Source organism: Enterobacter cloacae, from assembly GCF_013375935.1.
Taxonomy (GTDB): domain Bacteria; phylum Pseudomonadota; class Gammaproteobacteria; order Enterobacterales; family Enterobacteriaceae; genus Enterobacter; species Enterobacter pasteurii.
Window position 1 is genome coordinate 4,511,980 of record NZ_CP056117.1, and the last position, 24,711, is coordinate 4,536,690.

The window sequence follows — 24,711 nt, forward strand, 5'->3', positions numbered from 1 at the left end:
TGGCGGGAGTTATTATTTTTTACACACACGCCGGAGCTGACATGAAAACCAAACTTAACGAACTGCTTGAATTCCCTACTCCATTTACTTACAAAGTGATGGGTCTGGCGAAACCTGAGCTGGTTGATCAGGTGGTTGAAGTGGTACAGCGCCATGCGCCGGGCGACTACTCTCCGTCGGTAAAACCGAGCAGCAAAGGTAACTACCACTCGGTCTCAATCACCATCACCGCCACGCACATTGAGCAGGTTGAAACGCTGTACGAAGAGCTTGGCAACATCGAAATTGTTCGTATGGTGCTGTAGTCCCTCTGCGGTTGCCCGGTTTGCCGGGTAACCCCTCTTCCCGCTGTGATATAATCCCCGCTACCTATTCTCCCCTGTCTTCGGAGACATCCTTTTGTACCAGGATAAAATTCTTGTCCGCCATCTTGGGCTACAGCCTTACGAGCCTGTCTCTCAGGCTATGCATGACTTTACCGATACGCGCGATGACGCCACCCCTGATGAAATCTGGCTGGTTGAACACCTGCCGGTGTTCACGCAAGGCCAGGCAGGAAAAGCCGAACATCTGCTGATGACGGGCGACATCCCGGTGATCCAGAGCGATCGCGGTGGACAGGTAACCTACCACGGTCCGGGACAGCAGGTTATGTATGTTTTGCTTAACCTGAAACGCAGAAAGCTGGGCGTGCGCGAGCTGGTGACATTGCTGGAACAAACCGTAGTGAACACGCTCGCTGAGTACGGCATTGACGCTCACCCCCGCGCTGATGCGCCGGGCGTCTACGTGGGTGAAATGAAGATCTGTTCGCTGGGCCTGCGTATCCGAAAGGGCTGCTCGTTCCACGGCCTGGCGCTGAATATCAATATGGATCTCGCCCCCTTCCAGCGCATCAACCCCTGCGGATACGCCGGCATGGAGATGACGCAAATGTGCCAGTGGGTCGAAGGCGCCACGCCTGAGGTTGTCTGGCCCGTGCTTCTGAAGAACTTTTTAGCGCTGCTTAACAATCCTGCCCACGAATATATTGCTGCTTAACCTGCTTCCGACAGTGGCTCATTTATTTGCTGAGCCACTGCTTAATTCCCGCATTTACGCTTTACAATAAACCGCATATTCTATATTTTCGAGTCGCCCATATATTAGCGCTACATATTAATTAGAACCTTAATAGTACCATCGACGGTAGCCTGTAACATGCGTGACAATCACCCAACTGCTTGTTTTCGATAATTAAGGGAAACATACCGAACACTTTACGAATCTCTGCAAGCATATTAAATAAATTCAACTATCATTCATATTGTGAATGGATACGGAGTAAGAGCGTGGAGCCTACTAATTTACCAGCCAAACGCCTGAATGAAACCAGCGGCGAAGATAAGCCGCAAATTTTTCGGACTTTACGTAATATTGATCTCAATTTATTGACTATTTTTGAGGCGGTATATGTCCATAAAGGTATCGTTAATGCTGCGAAAATTCTTAATCTCACGCCCTCCGCTATTAGCCAGTCCATTCAAAAATTGCGCGCTATATTTCCCGACCCTTTATTTATTCGTAAAGACCAGGGGGTAACGCCAACCGCGTACGCCACTCATCTCCATGAGTATATCAGCCAGGGTCTGGAATCGATTCTGGGCGCGCTGGATCTTACCGGCAGCTATGACAAGCAAAGAACCATCACCATTGGCACCTCTCCCTCGGTGGGCGTTCTGGTAATGCCGGCTATCTATCAGGCGATAAAGCAGCATGCGCCACAGCTGCTGATCCGCAACGTGCCCGTCAGCGATCCGGAAACCCAGCTGGCGCAGTTCCAGACGGATCTGATCATCGACAGCAACAGCTTCCAGGCCAGGGCGCTGGGGCAGCACGTCCTTTATTCCGACAGCCTGGCGCTCGTTTGCCGTCAACACCATCCGGCGTTGGGCGCGCCGCTGACGCCAGAAAATTTGCGCCAGTATGAACATGCGTCATTTATGGCCGAGGGGCAAAGGCAGGATCCGCTGCGACAGCGGATAGAGGAGCTGTTCCCGGACCGTCTGGTTAGCTTCAGCAGTTACAATATGTTTACCGTTGCGGCCCTGATTGGCAGCAGCGACCTGCTCTGTATCATGCCCGTAAGGCTCTTCGATCTGCTCCAGAAATGCTGGCCACTCGAGAACATTCCGCTGGGTCAGCTCAATACAGAATCTGTTGAAATCTCACTGCATTACAACAAGCTCAGCCTTCGCGATCCGGTACTGGAAAACGTCATTAACGTTATCCGCCAGGCTTTCTGATCCCGCCTTTCAGCACAAGCCCCTGCCGCACGCGGGGCAAAAGGCACAAAACAACAACTATTTTACAAATTGGCGACCTGGCAGGCTGCTTTATCGCCCCTTTAAATGATATACTGCCTGTCGTTCGTTCAAAAATAGTTGATAATTACAACATTCCCTTGAAATGAAACGCTTTCCTTCGATATTCGCAACTGGAACACGCACGCTATGAGTAAACCCATTGTGATGGAACGCGGTGTTAAATACCGCGATGCCGATAAAATGGCCCTTATCCCGGTTAAAAACGTGGCTACAGAGCGCGAGGCGCTGTTAAGAAAACCGGAATGGATGAAAATTAAACTTCCGGCTGACTCTTCGCGTATCCAGGGGATCAAAGCGGCGATGCGCAAAAATGGCCTTCACTCCGTCTGTGAAGAAGCCTCCTGCCCTAACCTTGCTGAATGTTTCAATCACGGTACCGCGACGTTTATGATTTTGGGTGCCATCTGTACCCGCCGCTGTCCGTTCTGTGACGTTGCCCATGGCCGTCCCGTTGCGCCTGACGCGAATGAACCGCAGAAGCTGGCGCAGACGATTGCCGATATGGCGCTGCGTTACGTTGTTATCACCTCCGTCGACCGTGATGACCTGCGCGATGGCGGTGCTCAGCACTTTGCTGACTGCATTACCGCGATCCGCGAAAAAAGCCCGAACATTAAGATTGAGACGCTGGTTCCGGACTTCCGTGGCCGTATGGACCGCGCGCTCGATATCCTGACCGCAACGCCACCAGACGTGTTCAACCACAACCTCGAGAACGTACCGCGTATTTATCGTCAGGTGCGTCCTGGTGCGGACTATAACTGGTCCCTGAAGCTGCTGGAGCGCTTTAAAGAAGCACATCCGCATATTCCTACCAAGTCTGGCCTGATGGTTGGCCTGGGGGAAACGAATGCCGAAATCATTGAAGTGATGCGCGATCTGCGCCGCCACGGCGTCACGATGCTGACCCTGGGCCAGTATTTGCAGCCAAGCCGTCACCATCTGCCCGTGCAGCGCTACGTGAGCCCGGACGAGTTCGACGAGATGAAAGCCGAAGCGATGGCGATGGGCTTTACCCACGCGGCCTGTGGTCCTTTCGTTCGCTCGTCATATCACGCCGATATGCAGGCGAAAGGCGAAGAAGTAAAATAAGCCCTGACATACTTTTTTACAGTTATAAAAAAAACCGGCCTCGTTAGCCGGTTTTTTTATGCAAGCCTTGCAGCATTGCCATTACTCTTTGTGGGACAGCTTCTGTGCCGTGATGTCGTCTTCGGCACTTTTCTTCGCTGCCGCGTCATCATCGTTCATTGCTTTCTTAAAGCCCTTAATGGCAGCACCCAGGTCTCCACCCAGCGTGCGTAACTTCTTGGTACCGAACAGCAGGACGACCAGTGCGGCAACCACCAGCAGTTTGGTAATACTAATCTCACCCATAAATACCTTCTTTACATGAAACAGGCTGCAAGTCAGCGCCAAAAACCTGAACGTATTAACGGACATTTGGCGCGCGCACACAATAGCAATCTGTAACAAGGTGAATCAAGCATTGTTGAAAAAAACATCATATTAATTGCGGTGGCGCAAACCTGCGGTTACGCAGAACGGGTAATTGCTGACGCGCAAGCGCTATTCGCGCTGAACTTATCTCCGTCATCAGTAACGCGGGCGCTTCCGCCGCCGCGGCAACGGTAACCCCCAGCGGATCGACTACTCTGCTCTGCCCGATATTCCTGTTACCACATTCCCCCGCGGCTACCACATAGCAGGTGGTATCCAGCGCGCGTGCGGCAAGCAGCGTCGCCCAGTGGTGCTCCTTAAGCGGTCCTTTGACCCAGGCAGCAGGCAGAACCAGCACCTCGGCTCCCTGCAACGCCAGGTTCAGCGCCAGCTCGGGAAAACGAATATCGTAGCAGGTCATTAGCCCGACGCTAAAACCCGCCACCTCAATCAGCGGCGGAATAACGCTGCCCGGATCGACCAGGCGCGACTCCTGAATGCTGAACGCATCGTACAGATGAAGTTTGCCGTAGCTCGCAACAATTGCGCCTTCACGTATGGCCACCAGCGTGTTGACCGCCCGCCCGGGCGTGGAGGGCACGTGGATGGTTAATATGGTGGTGAGCGAGTTGCCGACGCTCTCGGCCAGAAGTAGCTTTAAAAACGCCCCTTCCAGCATTTGCGCAGACTTTACCGACAGATCCGGGTCGCTGTCATCGCGTGCCAGTAACGCCTCAGGCAGCACCAGCAACGACGCCCCCATTTGCTTCGCCTGACGCATCAGGGAGACGCATTTACGCGCGTTTTCATTCCAGTCCGGCGTTACCGCAAACTGCCCTACCGCAACATACATAATTGTCTCCCGGTTAAAAACAGCGTTACACTCGACGCACTCACACATCAAATAGCAGGTATTGACAGTGTTACAACTACTTATAGCCGTTTTTATTGGCGGGGGCACGGGTAGCGTTGCACGGTGGCTCTTAAGCATGCGCTTTAACCCTCTGCATCAGGCCATACCGATGGGCACACTGGCAGCAAACCTGATTGGCGCATTTATTATCGGAATGGGGCTGGCCTGGTTTAACCGCATGACGTCTATCGACCCAATGTGGAAAGTGCTGATCACGACCGGGTTCTGCGGCGGGTTAACGACGTTTTCGACCTTCTCTGCGGAAGTTGTGTTTCTGTTTCAGGAAGGCCGCGTGGGCTGGGCGCTGGCGAACATTGCCGTTAACATGCTTGGATCGTTTGCGATGACCGCGATCGCGTTTTGGTTATTTTCTACCGCCAGCGCGCACTAAGCCCGCCAGCCTTAATGTTGGCTTAATTTTTCTCTGTCACTCTTGGCGCAAAACTGAACGAGGGTGATAGCATGAAGGAAAATCTGCTAAGCGCGGGAATGGTAGTGCTGAGCGTGTTAATCGTCGCCAGCTTTCTGAAAATCTATCTTACAGGTTGATTCAGAACGAAAAAAACCCGCTCAGTGAGCGGGTTTTGAAATTCTTGCTGACGCGTCTGAATTACAGAGCGATTACGTTAGCAGCAGAAGGGCCTTTGGCACCGTTAGTGATTTCAAACTCAACGCGCTGACCTTCAGCCAGAGTTTTGAAACCATTAGACTGGATTGCAGAGAAGTGTACGAACACGTCTTTGCTGCCATCTTCAGGAGTAATGAAACCGAATCCTTTGGACTCATTAAACCACTTAACGTTACCTTTAATCTTAGACATCAAAATTACCTTTACATTAAAAAACGACACAAATGCTGTGTCGGGTATCAGTACAACAATTGTGAGGCGTTTTGTCCAGCGGATCTTTGATAAAAAGTGACAAAAGTCGCGTTAATTTTCGCTGTCCGATTTTTATCCTTTACAATTCATTACCAGTGCATTTTTTGTCCAGCTCACCGTGCAAATTCAGTTAAAACTGAAAACGCATCCAGGCGAAGTAAACGTTTCCGTTGTTGTAGGTGCCCGGTATGTAGGTCATCTGGAACGTTGCCGGGCCATAACCGATAGAGGCGAGCGGCAGAAGCACCGGAACAGGAATGTATTTCCAGTTATCGCGTGCCGTAAACCCAGCCGTATAGCCCAGCCCCAGACGGAAGTTATCGTCTGATAACGGTCGCCAGGTCTTTTCCCAGCCGTAGCCGCCAATGGGCTCCCATTTGTTGTAGGAGTCCTTAAACGCCATCAGGTACAGGCCATGCCAGTTGCCTTTTTCATCCCAGCGAGACTGACCAAACCCGGCTCCCCACGGACGCTCGTTATAGCGGTCCGTTTTTTCTTTGTCGTAGGCAAAACGTGCATGCCAGGTAATGGCCGGAATGTAGAGATCGTAATGCTCGGGTTCGTTCCACGTTTGCGCAACATTGTCGGTGAACGTGGAGAACCAGCCTTTATCCGCAGTGCTGCTTTGCGCATTAACAACGGATGCGAAAGAGAGCTGACCAATAATAAACAATAAAATCAGGGGGAATTTAATTCGTACAATCACAATGCCATTACCATATTTAGTATTCGGTACAGACCTTAGCACAGAATACTTGAATGAATGCTTAACGGCATTGGTGTTATTCCTAATTAATCACGTACTATTAAGAACACTCTTATAAGATAAGACCAGCGTGCCTGAATAAGCACGAGCAGGTGACATATTTAACGCTGGCGTAACATTTCACACTGCGCCGCGACGCGCCGGTTCGGCTCCGGACCACGCCCACCGCCCTACACGACGGCCCCTCCCATAGCGGAGGCTATCTTCGGACACTCGCGCGGCACGGTATTCCCCCTCAGGCTTAACGCTGGAATATTTATTATTCGCAAGATTTAAAGAGAACCATAATTACGTGAAACTCTTCCACCATTCTGGAAAAGCAAATAAACCAGACCGCTAAGGCCGCTATTATTATCAGGACACCCGTTATCCGCTTAAAGGGTAACCATAAAAGGAAGAATATAAATATCAGCGCAACAGGCAGGGCTATTTTGAGCGTGGCCATTGCGCGTTTAATCTCATGGCGAGCGCGAGGATGCCCAAGCTGCCACTTCCCGGGGTTGCCTCACCGACGAAAACGACGGCGCGGATGCGGTTGCCGCGTCTGCCCGACCGGCTTTGCCAAACGCGCTCTGGCTTGCGGTACGGCAAACGGCAAGTAATAATCAAAAGATTAACACTTCACCCTCAAATTAATGACATGTAATCGCTATTAATCAGGTCAATAACGACTTAATATAAATGATGCAGGGTTAGCAAAAATATCGTCATCATCGCCTTTAGTAGTCGCTTTCTTGATTTTAATCAGCAAGAACAGGCCATTTATTCGGCACATTTCAGGCTTCTTTTTCTATTGATTATTTGTGCTCTCGGGCAGCAAGGATACAGGGGAAATCATGCTTACTTTTCTCGAACTCCTCATCGGAGTCGTGGTCATTGTCGGTGTAGCGCGCTACATCATCAAAGGGTACTCGGCCACCGGCGTGCTCTTCGTTGGCGGCCTGACGCTGCTGATTATCAGCGCGCTAATGGGCCATCAGGTTTTACCGGCCAGCGAAGCCAGCACCGGATATACCGCCACCGATATTGTGGAATATATTAAAATTCTGCTGATGAGCCGCGGCGGCGATCTGGGCATGATGATCATGATGCTCTGCGGTTTTGCGGCCTATATGACCCATATCGGCGCCAATGATATGGTCGTAAAGCTGGCCTCTAAGCCGCTGCAATATATTAATTCCCCCTACCTGCTGATGGTCGCGGCCTATTTCCTGGCCTGCCTGATGTCGTTAGCCGTTTCCTCCGCCACGGGTCTCGGCGTGCTGCTAATGGCGACGTTGTTCCCGGTGATGGTCAACGTCGGGATCAGCCGCGGCGCGGCAGCGGCTATCTGCGCCTCTCCGGCGGCGATTATCCTCTCCCCTACTTCCGGTGACGTAGTGCTGGCCGCGAAAGCGGCGGAAATGTCGCTGATTGACTTCGCCTTCAAGACCACGCTGCCGATCTCGATTACGGCCATTCTCGGCATGGGCGTGGCGCATTTCTTCTGGCAGCGCTATCTCGACAAGAAAGAGAACATCAGTCACGAGATGATGGACGTGAGTGAAATCACCACCACTGCCCCGGCCTTTTACTCCATCCTGCCGTTCACCCCGATTATTGGCGTGCTTATCTTTGACGGCAAATGGGGCCCGCAGCTGCACATCATCACCATTCTGGTGATCTGCATGCTGCTGGCGGCCCTGCTGGAATTTGTGCGTGGCTTCAATACGCAGAAAGTATTCTCCGGTCTGGAAGTCGCCTACCGCGGAATGGCCGATGCCTTCGCGGGCGTGGTAATGCTGCTGGTGGCCGCAGGCGTCTTTGCCCAGGGGCTGAGCACCATCGGCTTTATCCAGAGTTTGATCTCCATCGCCACCTCGTTCGGCTCGGCCAGCATTATCCTGATGCTGGTGCTGGTCGTGCTGACCATGCTGGCGGCAATGACAACCGGTTCCGGTAACGCCCCGTTCTACGCCTTCGTCGAGATGATCCCTAAACTGGCACACTCCTCCGGCATCAACCCGGCTTATCTCTCCATTCCGATGCTTCAGGCCTCTAACCTGGGTCGTACCATCTCTCCGGTATCGGGCGTGGTGGTGGCGGTTGCCGGAATGGCAAAAATCTCGCCTTTTGAAGTGGTAAAACGCACGTCGGTGCCGGTGCTGGTTGGCCTGATTATCGTCATTATCGCTACCGAAGTGCTGGTCCCCGGCGCTGCCTAAGCGAAATTCCTGATTTCCAAAAAGCGCCTGTTGGCGCTTTTTGTGCTTTAATAACCCCCAGAAATTAATCGCGCCCAACCAATCAGGAAAGAAAATGTTCAGGAAGGATATCGTTATCCCGTCTGGCGCAGTAGCGCTTGCACTCTGCGTATTCTCAACGCAGGCAGACCCGCTCAGGGCAACGCAGTATGCCGATTTCGATCGCTACGTTCTGGCCCTTTCCTGGCAAACCGGATTTTGCCAGAGCATGGTCGAACGTAACCGCAACGAGCCGGACGAATGCCGGCTGCAAAAAGAGAGCAGCAATAAAACCGATTTTCTGACCGTCCACGGCCTGTGGCCCGGCCTGCCTAAATCCATCGCCGCGCGCGGGGTGGATGAGCGCCGCTGGATGCGCTTCGGCTGCGCAACCCGCCCCGTGCCCGACATGCCGCAAGCAAAAGCCAGCCGCAAATGCGCCGCCGCAGAGACCGGTCTATCCCTGTCGGGCGCGGCGAAGCTGAACAGCGTGATGCCCGGCGCGGGCGGCAATTCCTGCCTTGAACGTTACGAATATGCGAAACATGGCGTCTGCTTCGGTTTTGATCCAGACGCCTACTTCGGCACCATGGTGCGCCTGAATCAGGAAGTGAAAAGCAGCGCGGCAGGGAAATTTCTGGCGGAAAACTATGGCAAAACCGTACGCCGCAGCGACTTTGATGCCGCCGTGGCTAAAAGCTGGGGCAAACAGAACGTGAAAGCGTTCAAGCTCACCTGCCATGGCAATCCGGCCTATCTGACCGAAATGCAGATCTCGCTTAAGTCCGACACCATTAACAATCCGCTCTCTGCCGGCTCTTTTGCACCACAGCCGCATCCGGGCAACTGCGGCAAACAGTTTGTGATTGATAAAGCCGGTTACTGACGCACCTGCGGGCAGATGCCGCATGGTGCGGCATCTCAGCCCCGACGCGCGTCCGGGCGCACCAGGTCAAAACGATGGCTGTCGCTGATGCCGTAGTAGGCCGACGGCCCGCCCGCACGCAGTATGGGCTGCGCTTTCGCGGTCTGGTAAATCCCCTCTTCCAGCAGCGTTTCGGCAATATGAACGCCAACGACTTCGCCAAGCACCAGCCAGGTATCAATCGGCGTGCCATCGGCGCCGGTAAGCTGAATACACTGTGATAAACGGCATTCAAAATTGACCGGGCTTTCAGCCACGCGCGGCGCGCCCACAAGCTGGCTGGCTGCGGGCGTCAGGCCTGCAAAGGTAAATTCATCTTCACCATGCGCAAGCGTGGCGGACGTTTCATTCATCGCCCCGGCCAGATCGCGCGTGGCGAGGTTCCAGACAAACTCCCCCGTTTCGGTAATATTGCGCACGCTGTCCTTCCAGCCGTTGCTGGAAAATCCAATTATCGGGGGACGATAGTTAAAGCAGTTAAAGAAGCTGTACGGGGCAAGGTTCAGCTGGCCGGCCTTGTCGCAGGACGAGATCCAGCCAATGGGACGCGGGCCGATAATGGCGTTCAGCGGGTCGTGCGGCAGGCCGTGTCCCTGAGAAGGTTGGTAAAAGTACATATTGCTCTCTCTGCGGTGGGGCTGCTATGCGCGTTGTCCTGGTTCGGTTTCCCCAGCGTAACCAAATTTCAGTGCAGCGTGAACCGGAACGCCTGGATTATTGCCAAAAATTCATATGGCGCATGAATGTGACGCTCATCACTTCAAACTTACCGGTTCAGACAGTATCATCAGACACGTTAAACCCTCGCTGCCAGACGGCGAGGGTTTTCTTTTGGATTGGTTTCTGCGTTACGCGCAGCATTAACGACATGGAGTAAAAATGTCCAGACCCACAATTATCATCAACGAACTCGACGCAGAACGTATTGACCGCCTGTTGGAAAAACCACAATTTGCCGCGCTGCCGGTCGCCGATGCGCTGAACGAGGAGTTAGACCGGGCGCAGATGTGTACGCCTGAGACCATGCCGCACGATGTGGTCACCATGAACAGCCGGGTGAGGTTCCGTAACCTGACTACCGGGGAAGAGCTGACCCGCACGCTGGTTTATCCGGCGCAGATGACCGACAGCAGCACGCAGCTTTCGGTTCTGGCTCCCGTGGGCGCGGCGCTGCTTGGGTTACGCACGGGCGATACCATCCACTGGGAACTGCCGGGCGGAGCCTCAGCCCACCTCGAAGTGCTCGAGCTGCTCTACCAGCCCGAAGCTGCCGGCGATTACCTGCGTTAATCCCTTCTGAACAAGCGCTCCCGCTTTGCACAGAGGATGCACCTGCATCCTCTTTCCGCAACCTCGTCGCGGCGGTGCTGTCGCTTAAACGCCACCGGTGAGCGACATCACACGACGCCGCCGGGGAAGGCATTCACCAGCCCCTTCACCTGCTGCTGCGCTGCCTCCGGCGTATCTGCCCCGGGCACCAGAATGACCTTGCGGCACTCCTCCTCCCGCTTTTCGAAAATCTTATAGGCACGCTCCGCATCCGCAAGCGGCAGGTAATGGGTCACAATGTCCTCCGGCGTCAACAGCCCTTTTTCGATAAGCGGCAGCAGTTCCCCCAGCCAGGCATGCACGTGCGTCTGCCCCATCTTAAAGCTCAGCCCCTTATCGAAGGCATCGCCAAACAGGAAGCCGTGAATGAAGCCGGCATAGACGCCCGGTACGCTGACCACGCCGCCGCGGCGCACCGCAGCGATACACTGACGCAGCGCCTTGCCGCTGCTGCCTTCAATTTTCAGGTTACTGAGGATCGTTTCCGTCGTGCTGCCCTTGGCCTCAAATCCGACGGCATCAATAACCGCATCCACCCCGCGCTGCCCGGCCGTCTGCTCGATAATTTTTTCCGCCGCGTCGTTATCGTCATCGAAGTTGATGGGAATGGCGCCGTAGCGCTCCTGGGCAAACCGCAGCCGATAGGGATGATGGTCAACCACAAAAATCTGCTCGGCCCCAAGCAGACGCGCGCAGGCAATGGTCAATAGCCCCACCGGCCCGGCACCGAATACGGCAACGCTGGAGCCTTTCTGGATCTGGGCATTTTTCGCCGCCTGCCAGGCGGTAGGCAGAATATCCGACAGGAACAGCGCTTTGTCGTCAGACAGCAGCTGCGGCACTTTAAACGGCCCCACGTTGCCTTTCGGCACGCGCACATACTCCGCTTGTCCGCCCGGTACGCCACCGTAAAGATGGCTGTAGCCAAACAGCGCCGCAGGGGCGGGAATTTGCTTTTTGTTCAGCGCCGCGCCCTGCCCGCGGTTCGTGTTTTCGCAGGCTGCGTACTGTTGCATCTGGCAAAAGAAGCAGTCGCCGCAGGCAATCACAAACGGGATCACCACCCGGTCCCCCTTCTGCACGTTTTTCACCTCGCTCCCGCACTCCACCACTTCGCCCATAAATTCATGACCAAAGATATCGCCGTGCTGAACCTTAGGAATTTTTCCGCGATACAGATGCAGATCGGAGCCACAGATTGCCGTGGCGGTTACGCGCAGGATGATATCGTCTGGCTGTTCAATGCCGGGATCGGGAACATTATCGACCCGAACATGGTGGGGACCGTGATAGGTAAGAGCTTTCATGCAACCTCCGAAAGGGTGTGGGTAAGCTTATAAAAGGGTAGCTACCTCACGGGATCTGCCCCGGAATCCGGCTGTTTTGAGATTTATCCTGGCGAGATAAAAAAGTGCTGTCGGGATTACAGAAACCATTTATATTTTGTGGTTGAATGATTACAGCGTTCATAAACAAGGAGAAACGGTTATGTATCAAACAATCATTATGCCGGTTGATGTTTTCGAAATGGAACTGAGTGATAAGGCTGTACGTCACGCGGAATTTCCCGCGCAGCAGGACGGGATTATTCATCTTCTGCACGTTTTGCCGGGCTCGGCCAGCCTGAGCCTGCACCGCTTTGCCGCCGACGTGCGTCGCTTCGAAGAGCATTTGCAGCACGAAGCCGAAACGCGCCTGCAAACCATGGTCGGGCATTTCAGCATCGATCCTTCCCGCATTAAAACGCACGTCCGCTTCGGTAGCGTACGCGACGCCGTTAACGAGCTTGCCGGGGAGCTGAACGCGGACGTGGTGGTGATCGGTTCGCGCAACCCGTCTATCACGACTCACCTGCTGGGGTCGAACGCGTCCAGCGTGATCCGCCACACCCACATTCCGGTGATGGTCGTCAGATAAAAAAGAGGCCACCTTTGGGTGGCCTCCTGTATTGCAGGTGTCGTCTTACTTTCTTTTATTATGCCGTTTTGGTGCGGATCAGATAATCAAACGCGCTCAGAGAGGCTTTCGCACCTTCGCCGGTTGCGATGATAATCTGCTTGTACGGTACGGTAGTGCAGTCGCCCGCCGCAAATACGCCCTTCACGCTGGTTTCGCATTTAGCATCAATCATGATTTCGCCCATGCGGTTGCGCTCAATCGCGCCGTCCAGCCAGGTGGTGTTAGGCAGCAGACCAATCTGTACGAAAATCCCCGAAAGCGAGACGCTATGCACATCGCCGCTGATACGGTCACGGTATTCCAGGCCGGTCACCTTGCTGCCGTCGCCCTTCACTTCCGTCGTCTGGGCATTCAGCACAATGTCGACGTTCTTCAGGCTACGGACTTTGTCCTGAAGGACCTGGTCCGCTTTCATCTCTGGCGCAAACTCGAGCAGCGTAACGTGTTCGACAATCCCGGCCAGGTCAATAGCCGCTTCCACGCCGGAGTTACCGCCGCCGATCACCGCCACGCGCTTGCCTTTGAACAGCGGGCCGTCGCAGTGCGGGCAGTAGGTCACACCCTTAGTACGATACTGATCTTCACCCGGCACGTTCATGTTGCGCCATTTCGCACCGGTGGCAATAATCACGCTGCGCGCTTTCAGCACCGCGCCAGAGGCGGTTTCAATCTGGTGTAAGCCACCCTCCACCGCCGCCGGAACCAGTTTGCTGGCGCTCTGGCTGTCGATAACGTCCACATCGTAATCGCTGACGTGCGCTTTCAGCGCGCCTGCCAGCTTCTGGCCTTCGGTTTTCGGTACGGAGATGTAGTTCTCGATGTCTACGGTATCCAGCACCTGGCCGCCGAAACGTTCGCCCATCAGGCCGGTACGGATCCCTTTACGTGCAGAATAAACCGCAGCCGCCGCGCCCGCCGGGCCGGAACCGACAATCAGCACATCGTATGCATCACGCTGGCTCAGCTCTTCCGCCGCGCGTTTTTCTGCGCCGGTATCCACTTTGGCAACGATTTCGGTCAGCGTCATGCGGCCCTGGCCGAACTCCTGGCCGTTCAGATAAACCGCCGGAACGCCCATCACGTTGCGTTCGGTGATTTCGTTCTGGAACGTACCGCCGTCAATCGCCGTGTGCTTAATGCGCGGGTTCAGAACCGACATCAGGTTCAGCGCCTGCACCACGTCCGGGCAGTTGTGGCAGGAGAGCGAGTAATAGGTTTCAAACTCAAAATCACCGTCAATATCGCGGATCTGCTCCAGCAGCGCCTGCGCTTCCTTAGACGGGTGTCCACCGGTCCACAGCAGCGCAAGAACCAGTGAGGTAAATTCGTGACCCAGCGGAGAGCCGGCAAAACGCGGCCCCTGGTCGGAGCCCGGGTTGGCGATCAGGAAAGAAGGCTTACGGACGGCAAGCGCGTTATCTTCCCTGAACGTCACCTTCGGCGACAGCTCGGCGATCTCTGTCAGCAGCGATTTGATTTCTGCCGATTTCGCGCTGTCGTCCAGCGTGGCAATCAGCTCAACTGGTTTGGTCAGTTTCTCAAGGTAGGCCTTGAGCTGGGTTTTCATGTTAGCGTCGAGCATTATTCTTCCCTCTCTTAAAACGTCATCATGCAAGCCGCCTTACAGGGCCGCCTGAATGCAACTTGCATCATGGTGCTGGAATGAAATGGGCGCAGGTGCGCCCATGTGTAGGCCCGTGCAGGCGTTGTGCCGCCGGGCTTTGCAGGCTTAAATCTTGCCGACCAGGTCCAGGGATGGAGCCAGCGTTGCTTCGCCTTCTTTCCATTTCGCCGGGCATACTTCGCCTGGGTGAGACGCAACGTACTGAGCCGCTTTCACCTTACGCAGCAGGTCAGACGCATCACGGCCGATACCTTCAGCGGTAACTTCGATAGCCTGGATAATGCCCTGCGGGTCAACAACGAAGGTGGCACGGTCAGCCAGGCCTTCATCTTCACGCATGTTGTCGAAGTTACGGGTCAGGGCGCCAGTCGGGTCGCCGATCATCGCGTATTTGATTTTCGCGATAGTTTCAGAGCTGCTGTGCCACGCTTTGTGGGTGAAGTGGGTATCGGTAGACACAGAGTAAACGTCTACGCCCAGCTTCTGCAGTTCTTCGTAGTGGTCTGCCACGTCGCCCAGTTCGGTCGGGCAAACGAAGGTGAAGTCAGCCGGATAGAAGAAGAACACGCTCCAGCGGCCTTCGGTATCTTTCTCGGTTACTTCAATGAACTCACCGTTTTTGAACGCCTGGTTTTTGAAAGGTTTAATTTTGGTGTTAATCAAGGACATCTGTACTTCCTCCGTGTTTTCGTTGAGATGTAAGGTAACCAACTTTCTTCATCGGGGCTAATGCGTATGCTTTATCAAATCAATCAGCCAAACCTAACAACCCGAACAAGACAACCATGTGAACGAAATGCGGGAAAGGCGCAAAAGTAAAAAGGCCGCCCCTTGGGGCGGCCCTGATACCTGAACTTCCCACAGGAACTTTCAGTGCCAGCCGGAGCTGGCGTTGCGTTGCGCTCTACATACCTTTATATCAAGGCCGTAACAGCACGTTGATTACAACACCGCCAACGGCACGGAGCAATCCGCCAGAGGGGCATTCGTGTCTATGGCTGTGATAGGTTTTACCGAACGCTGCATATGATGCCGTACAGACGCACCGGCGGGAAAAATAAGAATGAGTGATAAATACTTGTCTATATATAAATGACACTATTTTTATTCAATTCTGTTTTCTCTTTTAAAGATAAAAATACCTTAATACTCTTTGAAGAACTATTTCATTAATCTATCATCGTGATATATTAAGCCCATATTTAATGATAATTAAGCGAGTTAACCACCAGGATGGTAAATGGTTAACTAAGTTCTATAGTTATCAGTGATGAGATAACGCAACGCAGCACGCTCAGGATGAAAAATGGCAAACCTCTACGATCTCAAAAAATTCGACCTTAACCTGCTGGTCATATTCGAATGCATATACCAACATCTCAGCATCAGTAAGGCAGCGGAAACGCTCTACATTACGCCATCAGCAGTCAGCCAGTCGCTACAGCGGCTGCGTAACCAGCTCAACGATCCGCTGTTTATCCGCTCGGGCAAAGGGATCACGCCCACGACCGTAGGGGTCAATCTTCATCATCATCTTGAGCAAAACCTTAATCAGCTTGAGCAAACCATCAATATTATGCATGGGTCAGCGCTTAAGAAGAATTTTGTAATCTATTGCCTTCAGGTTCTGACAACCAACAATCTTATTAACCCCATGAAATTATTGATGAGGGAGCATAATTACGAGATTGAACTTCACGATATGCTGCTCTCTGCTGACTCTGCCGAAGACCTGCTTGCGTACCGCAAAGCCGACCTCATTTTCTCGATGGCCCCCGTCAGCAACCGCTCTATGGTTTGCGTTCCCTATGCTCGCTTCGACGTGATACACGTTTGCAGCCAGGATCATCCGCGTATAAAGGATTTTGCGACCTTAGAAGAACTTCAGGCCGAAAAATTTACGATGTTTATGAGCGATGCGGCGGGCGTTAAACACTATCAGTCAAAAACGGAAGAGGTCCATTCTGACAGGACGATCGGTTTTCGCACCGACTCGCTGTTTTCAATCATGGCTATGGTAAGCGCGTCCCATTTAATTGGATATGTGCCAGAAGCGCTGTTCACCAAATATCAGGACGTATTACGCCTTAAAAGAATTGAAACGCCCTTCACGCTGCCGCCTATCGAAGTATTTATGATCTATAACCGTTCCGCGCTTAACAGTTCAGTATTTTCGAAATTCATTGATGAAATCACCGAGAAGTGACGTGATATGGCTGTGGCCCTCACAGCCAGTTCATTGCTCTTAAATATCACTCCCACTTATAGTTATCGAAAACATTTTTATTTTTGATTTACCTGCCTTTATTTTCACTATTATTATTCTCTCTCCTGTATTGACACAACCATCCGGTATTTATTTCCAGGAGGAGTTTGCCCTTGTCAATTTATAAGTATCCACTCAATCAAAATGTCCTTGAAGCCGCGACAGAGCGCATTACGTGGGCACTTGAGCATTTACCCAGAGTCTGCGTTTCATTTTCAGGGGGCAAGGATTCCACCGTCATGCTCCATTTAACGGCGCAGCAGGCCCGAAAATTGGGAAAGAAAATCCACGTGCTCTTTATTGACTGGGAAGCGCAGTTCACCTCCACTATTGATCATGTGAATAACATGCTCGCGCTGTACGCGGATATCATTGAGAAAAGCTGGTGGGTAGCCCTGCCGCTGACCACGCAGAACTCGCTTTCACAATTCCAGCCAGAATGGCAGTGCTGGGAGCCGGGTAAAAACTGGGTGCGCCAGCCGCCTGCTGGTGCGGTGACCAGCCCGGACTACTTTGATTTCTATCAGCCGGGCATGACGTTTGAAGCCTTCGTCCGCGCCTTTTCCGACTGGTTTGCCAAAAAACGCCCTGCCGCCATGATGGTGGGCATCCGCGCCGACGAATCCTACAATCGCTTTTTGACTATCGCCAACGCGCGCAAGCAGCGCTTTGCGGATGACAAACCCTGGACGACCGTCGCTCCCGGCGGCCACGCCTGGTACGTCTATCCGCTTTACGACTGGAAAACCGCCGATATCTGGACATGGTTTGCCAAAACGGGCGGCTGCTATAACCCACTGTATGACCTGATGTTTCAGGCCGGCGTCCCCCCGCGCTATATGCGCATCTGCGAACCCTTCGGTCCCGAGCAGCGTCAGGGCCTGTGGCTGTATCACGTTGTCGAGCCGGAGCGCTGGGCAACCATGTGCGAACGCGCAAGCGGCGTGCGCAGCGGCGGCATCTACGCCGGGCAGGACAATCACTTTTATGGCCACCGCAAAATCCTGAAACCCGACGCGCTCAGCTGGCGAGCGTACGCCATGCTGCTCCTGGACAGCATGCCGCAGCCCACAGCGGAACATTACCGCAATAAAATCGCCGTTTATCTGCACTGGTATCAGAAGAGAGGCATGGCCGATATTCCCGACACCCAGGAGGGCGATATCGGCGCCAGGGATATTCCGTCCTGGCGACGGGTGTGCAAAGTATTGCTCAATAATGACTACTGGTGTCGTGCCCTTTCATTTAGTCCCAATAAACCGAAGCACTATCAGCGGTACAGCGAACGGATCAAATCTAAACGCAAGGAGTGGGGGATCTTATGCAACAGCGATTAATAAGCGAACTGAATAACTATCTTCAGTCGCTTTCCGAAGATGAACGTATTGAAGCCATTAACGCCTTTCGTCAGGCCATCCATGAAAATAGCCCTTTTCGCGAACAGCCTGTCGACTGCGTGCTGTGGATCAAACAGGAGGAGATCGGCGCGAATGATTACAACCCCAATAACGTCGCGCCTCCTGAAAAGCGGCTGCTGTGTCGTTCTCTGGAGATGGACGGCTTCACCCAGCCCATCGTGGTGACGGAAAGTGGTGCCCGCCACTATGAAATCGTCGATGGCTTCCATCGTCATGAAATTGGGACCACCCGGGCGGGGCTGAAACGCCAGCTTAAAGGGTATCTTCCGGTCACCTGCCTGCGCAAAGAGCGGCAGAAAAAGTTCGACCGAATGGCGGCCACCATTCGCCACAATCGCGCGCGCGGCCGGCATCAGATTCACGCCATGTCAGACATCGTGCGTGAACTGGTGCAGCTTGGCTGGGACAACGTGAAAATCAGTCAGGAGCTGGGGATGGACAGCGACGAGGTGCTGCGGCTCAAGCAAATCAACGGCCTGCTGGAACTCTTTGCAGACCGTCGTTACTCAGAAGCCTGGACGGTAAAATAATCAGAGCGCGCTAAGGCGTTCAGCCGCCGCCAGCAGCGTCGATTCCTGTTTCGCGAAACAGAGACGAATCAGCCTGTGCGGGAAGGGATCGGCGCAAAAAACGGATAACGGGATTGCCGCTACGCCCACCTCTTTCGTCAGCCACCGGCAGAAGCTGACGTCATCCAGATCGGAAATGGCGCTGTAGTCGGCCAGCAGGAAATAGGTGCCTTCACACGGCAGGATCTCCAGACGGCTTTGGCTCAGGGCATTTACAAACAGATCCCGACGCGCGCGGTAAAAATCCGGCAGCTCGCGGTAGTGTCCGGGCTGGCTGCGCAGCATATCCGCCAGCGCCAGCTGGGCTGGCGTGTTCACCGCAAACGTCAGGTACTGGTGCACTTTGCGCAGCTCAGCGCTGATGGCGGCGGGCGCCACGCAGTACCCCACCTTCCAGCCGGTCATGTGGTAGGTTTTACCGAATGACGACACCGCAACTGCACGCTCGCGAAGCTGCGGATGGGCCAGCACGCTGGCGTGACCCTCCTCTGCAAAGCAGATATGCTCATACACCTCGTCGCTCAGAACATAGATTTCACGTTCGGCGATGGCCTGCCACAGGGCTTCAACGTCGCGCTTTTGCCACACCGTCGCCGAGGGGTTGTGCGGCGTATTCAGGATCACCAGCCGGGTTTTGTCGCTCAGCAGCGCGGCAAACGCCTGCCAGTCGGGGCGGAAATGCGGCGGCTGGAGCGCCACGCGTTTTACCACGCCCCCTGAAAGCGCGATAGCCGGGGCGTAGCTATCGTAGCTCGGGTCAAAACAGATAACCTCATCGCCCGTACGCACCAGGGCGGTTATCGCCGCATACAGCGCTTCGGTCGCCCCTGCGGTTACCGTGATCTCGCTGTTCGCATCGGGCCTGTGGCCGTACAGCTCAGCCGTCTTATCGGCAATGGCTTCGCGCAGCGCCTGCACGCCGGTCATCGGCGCATACTGATTCGATCCCTGCGCAACGTGGTACGCCAGACGCTCCTGCAAAAAGGTCGGGCCGTCAAAGTCCGGGAACCCCTGCGAGAGATTAATGGCGTTGTGCTGCTGCGCCAGGGCGCTCATCTGCGTAAAGATCGTGGTGCCGAGGCTGGGTAGTTTACTCTTCGGAATCAATGCGTTATCGCTCACGGTGCAGTACCTGCATGTAATACTTATGTTGCTGACACTATAACACGATGTTAGTCTTTGGCAATCAAGACGCTTAGACGTCTAAACTATATCAATATTCCCGGCCGCCCGGGAGGGAAAGGAAATGACAGACAACCTGCAACTCACACAGCTGGTCGAGGCCTGCCGCTGGATTGGCGCCAGAGGCTGGGCACCCGCCACCGGCGGTAACATGTCGGTGCGTCAGGACGAACGTCTGTGCTGGCTCAGCGAATCCGGCAAAGACAAGGGTAGCCTCACCACCGACGATTTTCTTCAGGTGGAGATAGCCACCAGCCGCGCGCCGTCTGGCCGTAAGCCGTCGGCAGAGACCGGGCTGCACACCCTGATTTATCGCCTTTTCCCGGAGGCCAACGCCGTGCTGCACGTTCACACGGTGAACGCCACGGTGCTGTCGCGTCTGGTCAACGAGGACGAGCTCAAGATCTACGGTTTTGAGATGCAAAAATCCCTCACCGGGCAGACAACGCATCTGGATACGGTCGCCATCCCGGTGTTTGATAACGACCAGGACATCGACGCCCTCGCCTCGCGAATCGCCCAATACGCGCAGGAACGCCCGCTTAATTATGGTTTTCTTCTGCGCGGCCATGGCTTAACCTGCTGGGGACGCGACGTGGCCGAAGCCCGCCGTCATCTGGAAGGACTAGAATTCTTATTTGAATGTGAAATGCGTTTACGACAACTGGAGAGAGTATGATTCGCGCGATTGTGACGGATATTGAAGGGACCACCAGCGATATTCGTTTTGTCCATGACGTTTTGTTCCCCTACGCGCGTGAGCGGCTGGCGGCCTTTGTGACCGCGCAGCAGTACGCCGAGCCGGTCAAATCAATTCTGGACAACCTGCGCGAAGAAATCGACGCTCCCCACGCCAGCATCAGTGACCTTATCCATACGCTGTTCGCCTTTATGGATGAAGATCGTAAATCCACGACGCTGAAGGCCCTACAGGGAATTATCTGGCAGGACGGCTACGTGAACGGCGACTTTACCGGCCATCTCTACCCGGACGTACTGCCCGCGCTGGAAAAATGGAAAGCGCAGGGTATTGATCTGTATGTTTATTCTTCTGGCTCCGTGGCCGCGCAGAAACTGTTATTTGGCTACAGCGACGAAGGTGATATTACTCATCTGTTCAGCGGCTATTTTGATACGCACATTGGTGCCAAGCGCGAGGTGCAGTCTTATCAGAACATAGCGGCGCAGACGGGTATCGCCCCGTCGCAGATCCTGTTCCTGTCGGATATTCATCAGGAGCTGGACGCGGCTGAACAGGCTGGTTTCCGCACCCTGCAGCTGATTCGCGGTGAAGATGACGGCGCGAGCCATCACCATCAGGTTCACCAGTTTGACGAGATTAACCCGGAGCAGATCCCTTCATGAGCGCATTGACCATTTATTCTGATAAAGACGCGAGTAAGCCCCTGTGGCACAGCACCGACGCTGCCGGAATCGCCCAACGGCTCAACGCCAAAGGCGTGCGTTTTGAGCGCTGGGCGGCGGATCGTGATATAGGACAGGATCCCGCACCCGAGGCGGTGATCGAAGCCTATCAGCATGCGATCGATAAGCTGGTGGCGGAAAAAGGCTATCAGAGCTGGGACGTGATTAGCCTGCGCGCCGACAACCCGCAGAAAGACGCGCTGCGCGCGAAGTTCCTGAACGAGCACACCCACGGGGAAGACGAAGTGCGCTTTTTCGTGGAAGGCGCGGGATTGTTCTGCCTGCACATTGGCGATGAGGTGTACCAGGTGCTGTGCGTGAAAAACGACCTGATCTCCGTACCGGCGGGCACGCCGCACTGGTTTGATATGGGTTCCGAGCCTAACTTTACGGCCATTCGTATATTCGATAATCCGGAGGGCTGGGTGGCCCAGTTTACCGGTGATGCAATTGCGGATGCGTATCCGCGCCTGGCCCAGGTGAAAGCAAAACCGCAGCTATAGCTGCGGTTTTTAATGTTTGCTCCCTCTCCCTGTGGGAGAGGGCTGGGGTGAGGGCATCAGCGCGCATTACCCCTTCAATCCCTTCACATACCCCACCAGCTGATCCAGCACTATCCCCCACCCTTCATGAAAGCCCATCTGCTCATGCTGCTCGCGAATTTCCCGGGTTGGATGGCGCGCAATCGCCGTATAGCGGGTTTTGCCTTCTCCGACATCTTCCAGCAATAAAATCGCCGTCATAAACGGCTTTTCGGCCGGCTTCCACCCTTCGGTATAGCCGTCGGTAAAAACCAGCTTATTGCCGGGATCGATTTCAAGGAACACGCCCCGGTTATCCATCCGCTGCCCGTCCACGTCGAAAACGGTATTGAACCGTCCGCCCACGCGCAGATCGAGATCGCATTCGATCACCTTATGGGGGGCAGGAATAAAGAAGTTCTTGATATGCTCTGGCGTGGTCCAGCAGAGCCATAGCAGGTCGCGCGGTGCGTCCACCACGCGTTCAAGTTTTAAGTCAGTTTCAGGATCGAGCGTCACGATATCGTCCTCTTAAGGGAACCCCTTAAAGGATAGCCGGACTCAGGCAAATTTCCCTTTCGCCACCTCTTGCGGCGTGACAACGCCCGTATCCAGCACCCAGCCGCTAATCAGCGAGGCTGGCGTGACGTCAAACGCCGGGTTATAAACCTGCGCGTTTTCCGGCGCCCACTGGACCGCGCCGAAACTTCCCGCCACGCCGGTCACTTCGCTGGCAGCGCGCTGCTCAATCGGGATCGCCTCACCGTTCGGACAGTCCGGATCGAGCGAGGTATGCGGCGCGGCGACGTAGAACGGAATGCCGTGAAATTTCGCCAGCACCGCCAGCGAGTAGGTGCCAATTTTGTTCGCCACGTCGCCGTTGGCGGCAATACGGTCTGCCCCCACCCACACGGCATCCACCTCCCCTTTTGCCATCAGGCTGGCCGCCATGGAGTCGGTAATCAGCCGATACGGCACGCTCAGTTCGCCAAGCTCCCAGGCGGTCAGCCTCCCGCCCTGTAACAACGGGCGCGTCTCATCCACCCAGACGTTGCTGACGTTACCTTCCTGATGCGCCCGGGCAATCACCCCCAGCGCCGTACCGACGCCCGCCGTAGCCAGCCCGCCGGTATTGCAGTGGGTCAGCAGGCGGCTGCCGGGCTTCACCAGCGCGCTGCCCGCCCGTGCGATGGCGTCACAAAGCCGCTTGTCCTCATCAATCAGGCGTAACGCCTCGGTTGCGAGCGCTGAAACAAAATCGTCCTGCCGGAGCGCAAGCCTCATACGGTCGAGATTGTTCATCAGGTTCACCGCGGTCGGACGGGACGCGCGAAGCGTTTCCAGCGCCACCGCCAGTTCGTCACGGGGTTTACCGTTTTCCGCCAGCACCGCCAGCAGCAGGCTTGCAGAGAGACCAATCAGCGGCGCGCCGCGCACCCGCAGGGCATGAATATGCCCGACCAGCGCCTCTACCGTAGAGGCGTCCAGCCAGCGTTTCTCCTGCGGAAGGGCCTGCTGGTCGAGAATAAATAGCCGGTTATCCGCCACCCGCAGGCTGGTCGTCTGTAATGTCTGCATGTCGTTAATTCCCTGTTGCGTTGTTGTAGCACATTGTGTCAGGATGAAATCCAGATGTATAGACGTCTACATGTCTTAATTAGTAAAACTCGTGAGGAGCAGGCCATGTCGCAATACCGTACCTTTACCGCTCAGGACGCCGTGGAGTATGCCAGGCAGTTTGGCGGTCTTGACGATCCGTCATCGCTGGTAGAGGCGCAGGAAGTGGGCGACGGCAACCTCAATCTGGTCTTCAAAATTTTCGATGCTCAGGGTGTAAGCCGCATCATCGTTAAGCAGGCGCTGCCCTACGTGCGCTGCGTCGGCGAGTCCTGGCCGCTGACGCTGGACCGCGCCCGCCTTGAGGCGCAAACCCTGGTCGAGCATTACCGGCACAGCCCGCAGCATACGGTGAAAATCCACCACTACGATCCGGCGCTGGCGGTGATGGTGATGGAAGATCTCTCCAGCTACCGCATCTGGCGCGGCGAGCTGATTAACAACACTTACTACCCGCAGGCAGCGCGTCAGCTGGGTGAATACCTCGCGCACGCGCTGTTCCACACCAGCGACTTTTACCTGCACCCGCACGACAAAAAGGCGCTGGTGGCGAAATTCATTAACCCGGAGATGTGCGAGATCACCGAAGATCTGTTCTTCAACGATCCGTACCTGATCCACGAGCGCAACAGCTACCCTGCCGAGCTGGAAAATGACGTCGCCGCCCTGCGCGACGACGCCCAGTTGAAAATTGCCGTGGCCTCCTTGAAGCACCGCTTCTTCTCGCACGCCGAAGCGCTCCTGCACGGCGATATTCACAGCGGATCGATTTTCGTGGCAGAGGGTAGCCTGAAGGCCATCGACGCCGAGTTCGGCTACGTCGGCCCGATTGGCTTTGACGTGGGCACCGCCATCGGCAACCTGCTGCTGAACTTCTGCGGCCTGCCGGGGCATCTGGGCATTCGCGATGCCGCCGCCGCGCGCGAGCAGCGCCTGAGCGATATTCAGGAATTGTGGAATACCTTCGCGGAACGCTTCCAGGCGCTGGCACGTGAGAAAACGCGCGACGCCGCGCTCAGCGCGCCGGGCTATGCCTCCGCGTTTCTGAAAAAGGTCTGGCACGACGCCATCGGCTTCTGCGGCACCGAGCTGATTCGCCGCAGCGTGGGGCTTTCTCACGTTGCGGATATCGACACCATTGCGGATGACGCCATGCGCCACGAATGCCTGCGCCACGCGATTACGCTCGGCAAGGCGCTGATTGTCGTTGCCGACCGTATCGACAGCGCGGAAGAGCTGGTGGCGAGAGTGCGTCAGTACGGCTAAAAAAACCTCCCTGTCGGGAGGTT

27 protein-coding genes are annotated in these 24,711 nt (G+C 54.9%); 16 read left to right on the plus strand and 11 right to left on the minus strand.

The window, feature by feature from the left end:
- Positions 1 to 41 precede the first annotated feature (41 nt).
- From ybeD to lipA, 4 genes are all read left to right on the plus strand, one after another.
- The gene (ybeD, locus tag HWQ14_RS21215) at positions 42 to 305 is read left to right on the plus strand and encodes a DUF493 family protein YbeD (protein ID WP_003858718.1); all 264 of its coding nucleotides are present in this window, start codon (positions 42 to 44) and stop codon (positions 303 to 305) included.
- 94 nt (positions 306 to 399) lie between these two features.
- The gene (lipB, locus tag HWQ14_RS21220; RefSeq protein ID WP_176610897.1) at positions 400 to 1,041 is read left to right on the plus strand and encodes a lipoyl(octanoyl) transferase LipB; all 642 of its coding nucleotides are present in this window, start codon (positions 400 to 402) and stop codon (positions 1,039 to 1,041) included.
- Between the two features lie 290 nt (positions 1,042 to 1,331).
- A complete protein-coding gene (locus HWQ14_RS21225) occupies positions 1,332 to 2,285 on the plus strand; it encodes a YbeF family transcriptional regulator (protein ID WP_176610898.1) in 954 nt (317 codons plus the stop codon).
- 207 nt (positions 2,286 to 2,492) lie between these two features.
- Positions 2,493 to 3,458 carry a lipoyl synthase gene (lipA, locus tag HWQ14_RS21230; RefSeq protein ID WP_006809637.1) on the plus strand — a complete coding sequence of 322 codons (966 nt, stop codon included), beginning with the start codon at positions 2,493 to 2,495 and terminating at the stop codon, positions 3,456 to 3,458.
- An 81-nt stretch (positions 3,459 to 3,539) separates the two neighbouring features.
- Here the strand turns inward: lipA and tatE are convergent, their stop codons facing one another.
- Complete coding sequence (tatE, locus tag HWQ14_RS21235; protein WP_003858723.1) at positions 3,540 to 3,743, minus strand: twin-arginine translocase subunit TatE; 204 nt, start codon at positions 3,741 to 3,743, stop codon at positions 3,540 to 3,542.
- Between the two features lie 127 nt (positions 3,744 to 3,870).
- The gene (locus tag HWQ14_RS21240) at positions 3,871 to 4,659 is read right to left on the minus strand and encodes a deaminated glutathione amidase (protein ID WP_176610899.1); all 789 of its coding nucleotides are present in this window, start codon (positions 4,657 to 4,659) and stop codon (positions 3,871 to 3,873) included.
- Positions 4,660 to 4,726: 67 nt separating this feature from the next.
- Here HWQ14_RS21240 and crcB point away from each other — a divergent pair, with 67 nt between their 5' ends.
- Positions 4,727 to 5,110, plus strand: coding sequence for a fluoride efflux transporter CrcB (crcB, locus tag HWQ14_RS21245; RefSeq protein ID WP_176610900.1), 384 nt, complete (start codon positions 4,727 to 4,729; stop codon positions 5,108 to 5,110).
- 219 nt (positions 5,111 to 5,329) lie between these two features.
- On the opposite strand, the gene cspE is transcribed toward crcB, so the two are convergent.
- Together cspE and pagP are read right to left on the minus strand one after the other, a co-directional pair.
- Positions 5,330 to 5,539 (minus strand): transcription antiterminator/RNA stability regulator CspE, encoded by a 210-nt coding sequence (gene cspE, locus HWQ14_RS21250; protein WP_002439184.1) that lies wholly within the window; start codon positions 5,537 to 5,539, stop codon positions 5,330 to 5,332.
- Between the two features lie 190 nt (positions 5,540 to 5,729).
- Positions 5,730 to 6,305 carry a lipid IV(A) palmitoyltransferase PagP gene (gene pagP / locus HWQ14_RS21255; RefSeq protein ID WP_148419224.1) on the minus strand — a complete coding sequence of 192 codons (576 nt, stop codon included), beginning with the start codon at positions 6,303 to 6,305 and terminating at the stop codon, positions 5,730 to 5,732.
- Between the two features lie 896 nt (positions 6,306 to 7,201).
- Here pagP and dcuC point away from each other — a divergent pair.
- Together dcuC and rna are read left to right on the plus strand one after the other, a co-directional pair.
- Entirely contained in the window at positions 7,202 to 8,569 is a 1,368-nt protein-coding gene (gene dcuC / locus HWQ14_RS21260) for an anaerobic C4-dicarboxylate transporter DcuC (RefSeq protein ID WP_148419226.1), read from the plus strand.
- Between the two features lie 94 nt (positions 8,570 to 8,663).
- Complete coding sequence (rna, locus tag HWQ14_RS21265) at positions 8,664 to 9,473, plus strand: ribonuclease I (protein ID WP_176610901.1); 810 nt, start codon at positions 8,664 to 8,666, stop codon at positions 9,471 to 9,473.
- Between the two features lie 35 nt (positions 9,474 to 9,508).
- Here rna and HWQ14_RS21270 read toward each other — a convergent pair whose 3' ends face one another.
- Positions 9,509 to 10,129, minus strand: a complete 621-nt coding sequence (locus HWQ14_RS21270; protein ID WP_148419230.1) for a flavin reductase family protein — start codon at positions 10,127 to 10,129, stop codon at positions 9,509 to 9,511.
- A gap of 262 nt (positions 10,130 to 10,391) precedes the next feature.
- Between HWQ14_RS21270 and rnk the strand changes: the two genes are divergently transcribed.
- Positions 10,392 to 10,802, plus strand: coding sequence for a nucleoside diphosphate kinase regulator (gene rnk / locus HWQ14_RS21275; protein WP_148419232.1), 411 nt, complete (start codon positions 10,392 to 10,394; stop codon positions 10,800 to 10,802).
- 107 nt (positions 10,803 to 10,909) lie between these two features.
- On the opposite strand, the gene HWQ14_RS21280 is transcribed toward rnk, so the two are convergent.
- Positions 10,910 to 12,148: a zinc-dependent alcohol dehydrogenase gene (locus HWQ14_RS21280; RefSeq protein WP_176610902.1), complete on the minus strand. Its 1,239-nt coding sequence runs from the start codon at positions 12,146 to 12,148 to the stop codon at positions 10,910 to 10,912.
- Between the two features lie 181 nt (positions 12,149 to 12,329).
- On the opposite strand from HWQ14_RS21280, the gene uspG reads away from it, so the two are divergent.
- On the plus strand, positions 12,330 to 12,758 hold the full coding sequence (uspG, locus tag HWQ14_RS21285; RefSeq protein WP_176610903.1) for a universal stress protein UspG: 429 nt from the start codon (positions 12,330 to 12,332) through the stop codon (positions 12,756 to 12,758).
- 58 nt (positions 12,759 to 12,816) lie between these two features.
- Here the strand turns inward: uspG and ahpF are convergent, their stop codons facing one another.
- Both ahpF and ahpC read right to left on the minus strand, forming a co-directional pair.
- The gene (gene ahpF, locus HWQ14_RS21290; RefSeq protein ID WP_176610904.1) at positions 12,817 to 14,382 is read right to left on the minus strand and encodes an alkyl hydroperoxide reductase subunit F; all 1,566 of its coding nucleotides are present in this window, start codon (positions 14,380 to 14,382) and stop codon (positions 12,817 to 12,819) included.
- Between the two features lie 147 nt (positions 14,383 to 14,529).
- Positions 14,530 to 15,093, minus strand: a complete 564-nt coding sequence (gene ahpC / locus HWQ14_RS21295; protein WP_014882974.1) for an alkyl hydroperoxide reductase subunit C — start codon at positions 15,091 to 15,093, stop codon at positions 14,530 to 14,532.
- A 637-nt stretch (positions 15,094 to 15,730) separates the two neighbouring features.
- Between ahpC and citR the strand changes: the two genes are divergently transcribed.
- The 3 genes from citR (at position 15,731) to HWQ14_RS21310 (ending at position 18,638) form a co-directional block, all read left to right on the plus strand.
- Positions 15,731 to 16,630: a DNA-binding transcriptional repressor CitR gene (gene citR / locus HWQ14_RS21300; protein ID WP_176610905.1), complete on the plus strand. Its 900-nt coding sequence runs from the start codon at positions 15,731 to 15,733 to the stop codon at positions 16,628 to 16,630.
- 173 nt (positions 16,631 to 16,803) lie between these two features.
- On the plus strand, positions 16,804 to 18,027 hold the full coding sequence (locus HWQ14_RS21305) for a phosphoadenosine phosphosulfate reductase (protein WP_148419242.1): 1,224 nt from the start codon (positions 16,804 to 16,806) through the stop codon (positions 18,025 to 18,027).
- Positions 18,012 to 18,638, plus strand: a complete 627-nt coding sequence (locus tag HWQ14_RS21310) for an IbrB-like domain-containing protein (RefSeq protein ID WP_176610906.1) — start codon at positions 18,012 to 18,014, stop codon at positions 18,636 to 18,638. Before HWQ14_RS21305 ends, HWQ14_RS21310 begins: the two co-directional genes overlap by 16 nt.
- On the opposite strand, the gene HWQ14_RS21315 is transcribed toward HWQ14_RS21310, so the two are convergent.
- Positions 18,639 to 19,799: a pyridoxal phosphate-dependent aminotransferase gene (locus HWQ14_RS21315; RefSeq protein WP_176610907.1), complete on the minus strand. Its 1,161-nt coding sequence runs from the start codon at positions 19,797 to 19,799 to the stop codon at positions 18,639 to 18,641. It lies immediately after the preceding gene.
- 124 nt (positions 19,800 to 19,923) lie between these two features.
- Here HWQ14_RS21315 and HWQ14_RS21320 point away from each other — a divergent pair, with 124 nt between their 5' ends.
- Genes HWQ14_RS21320 through HWQ14_RS21330 form a run of 3 tightly spaced genes read left to right on the plus strand, consistent with a single transcriptional unit; the run spans position 19,924 to position 21,787 of the window.
- Positions 19,924 to 20,538 (plus strand): methylthioribulose 1-phosphate dehydratase, encoded by a 615-nt coding sequence (locus HWQ14_RS21320; protein WP_176610908.1) that lies wholly within the window; start codon positions 19,924 to 19,926, stop codon positions 20,536 to 20,538.
- Entirely contained in the window at positions 20,535 to 21,224 is a 690-nt protein-coding gene (mtnC, locus tag HWQ14_RS21325) for an acireductone synthase (RefSeq protein WP_148419250.1), read from the plus strand. The genes HWQ14_RS21320 and mtnC overlap by 4 nt, the downstream gene beginning before the upstream one ends.
- Complete coding sequence (locus tag HWQ14_RS21330) at positions 21,221 to 21,787, plus strand: 1,2-dihydroxy-3-keto-5-methylthiopentene dioxygenase (protein WP_176610909.1); 567 nt, start codon at positions 21,221 to 21,223, stop codon at positions 21,785 to 21,787. Before mtnC ends, HWQ14_RS21330 begins: the two co-directional genes overlap by 4 nt.
- 66 nt (positions 21,788 to 21,853) lie before the next feature.
- On the opposite strand, the gene HWQ14_RS21335 is transcribed toward HWQ14_RS21330, so the two are convergent.
- Together HWQ14_RS21335 and mtnA are read right to left on the minus strand one after the other, a co-directional pair.
- Complete coding sequence (locus HWQ14_RS21335) at positions 21,854 to 22,324, minus strand: SRPBCC family protein (protein ID WP_176610910.1); 471 nt, start codon at positions 22,322 to 22,324, stop codon at positions 21,854 to 21,856.
- A gap of 42 nt (positions 22,325 to 22,366) precedes the next feature.
- On the minus strand, positions 22,367 to 23,383 hold the full coding sequence (mtnA, locus tag HWQ14_RS21340; RefSeq protein WP_176610911.1) for an S-methyl-5-thioribose-1-phosphate isomerase: 1,017 nt from the start codon (positions 23,381 to 23,383) through the stop codon (positions 22,367 to 22,369).
- 105 nt (positions 23,384 to 23,488) lie between these two features.
- Between mtnA and mtnK the strand changes: the two genes are divergently transcribed.
- Positions 23,489 to 24,688, plus strand: a complete 1,200-nt coding sequence (mtnK, locus tag HWQ14_RS21345) for an S-methyl-5-thioribose kinase (RefSeq protein ID WP_176610912.1) — start codon at positions 23,489 to 23,491, stop codon at positions 24,686 to 24,688.
- Positions 24,689 to 24,711: the final 23 nt, after the last annotated feature.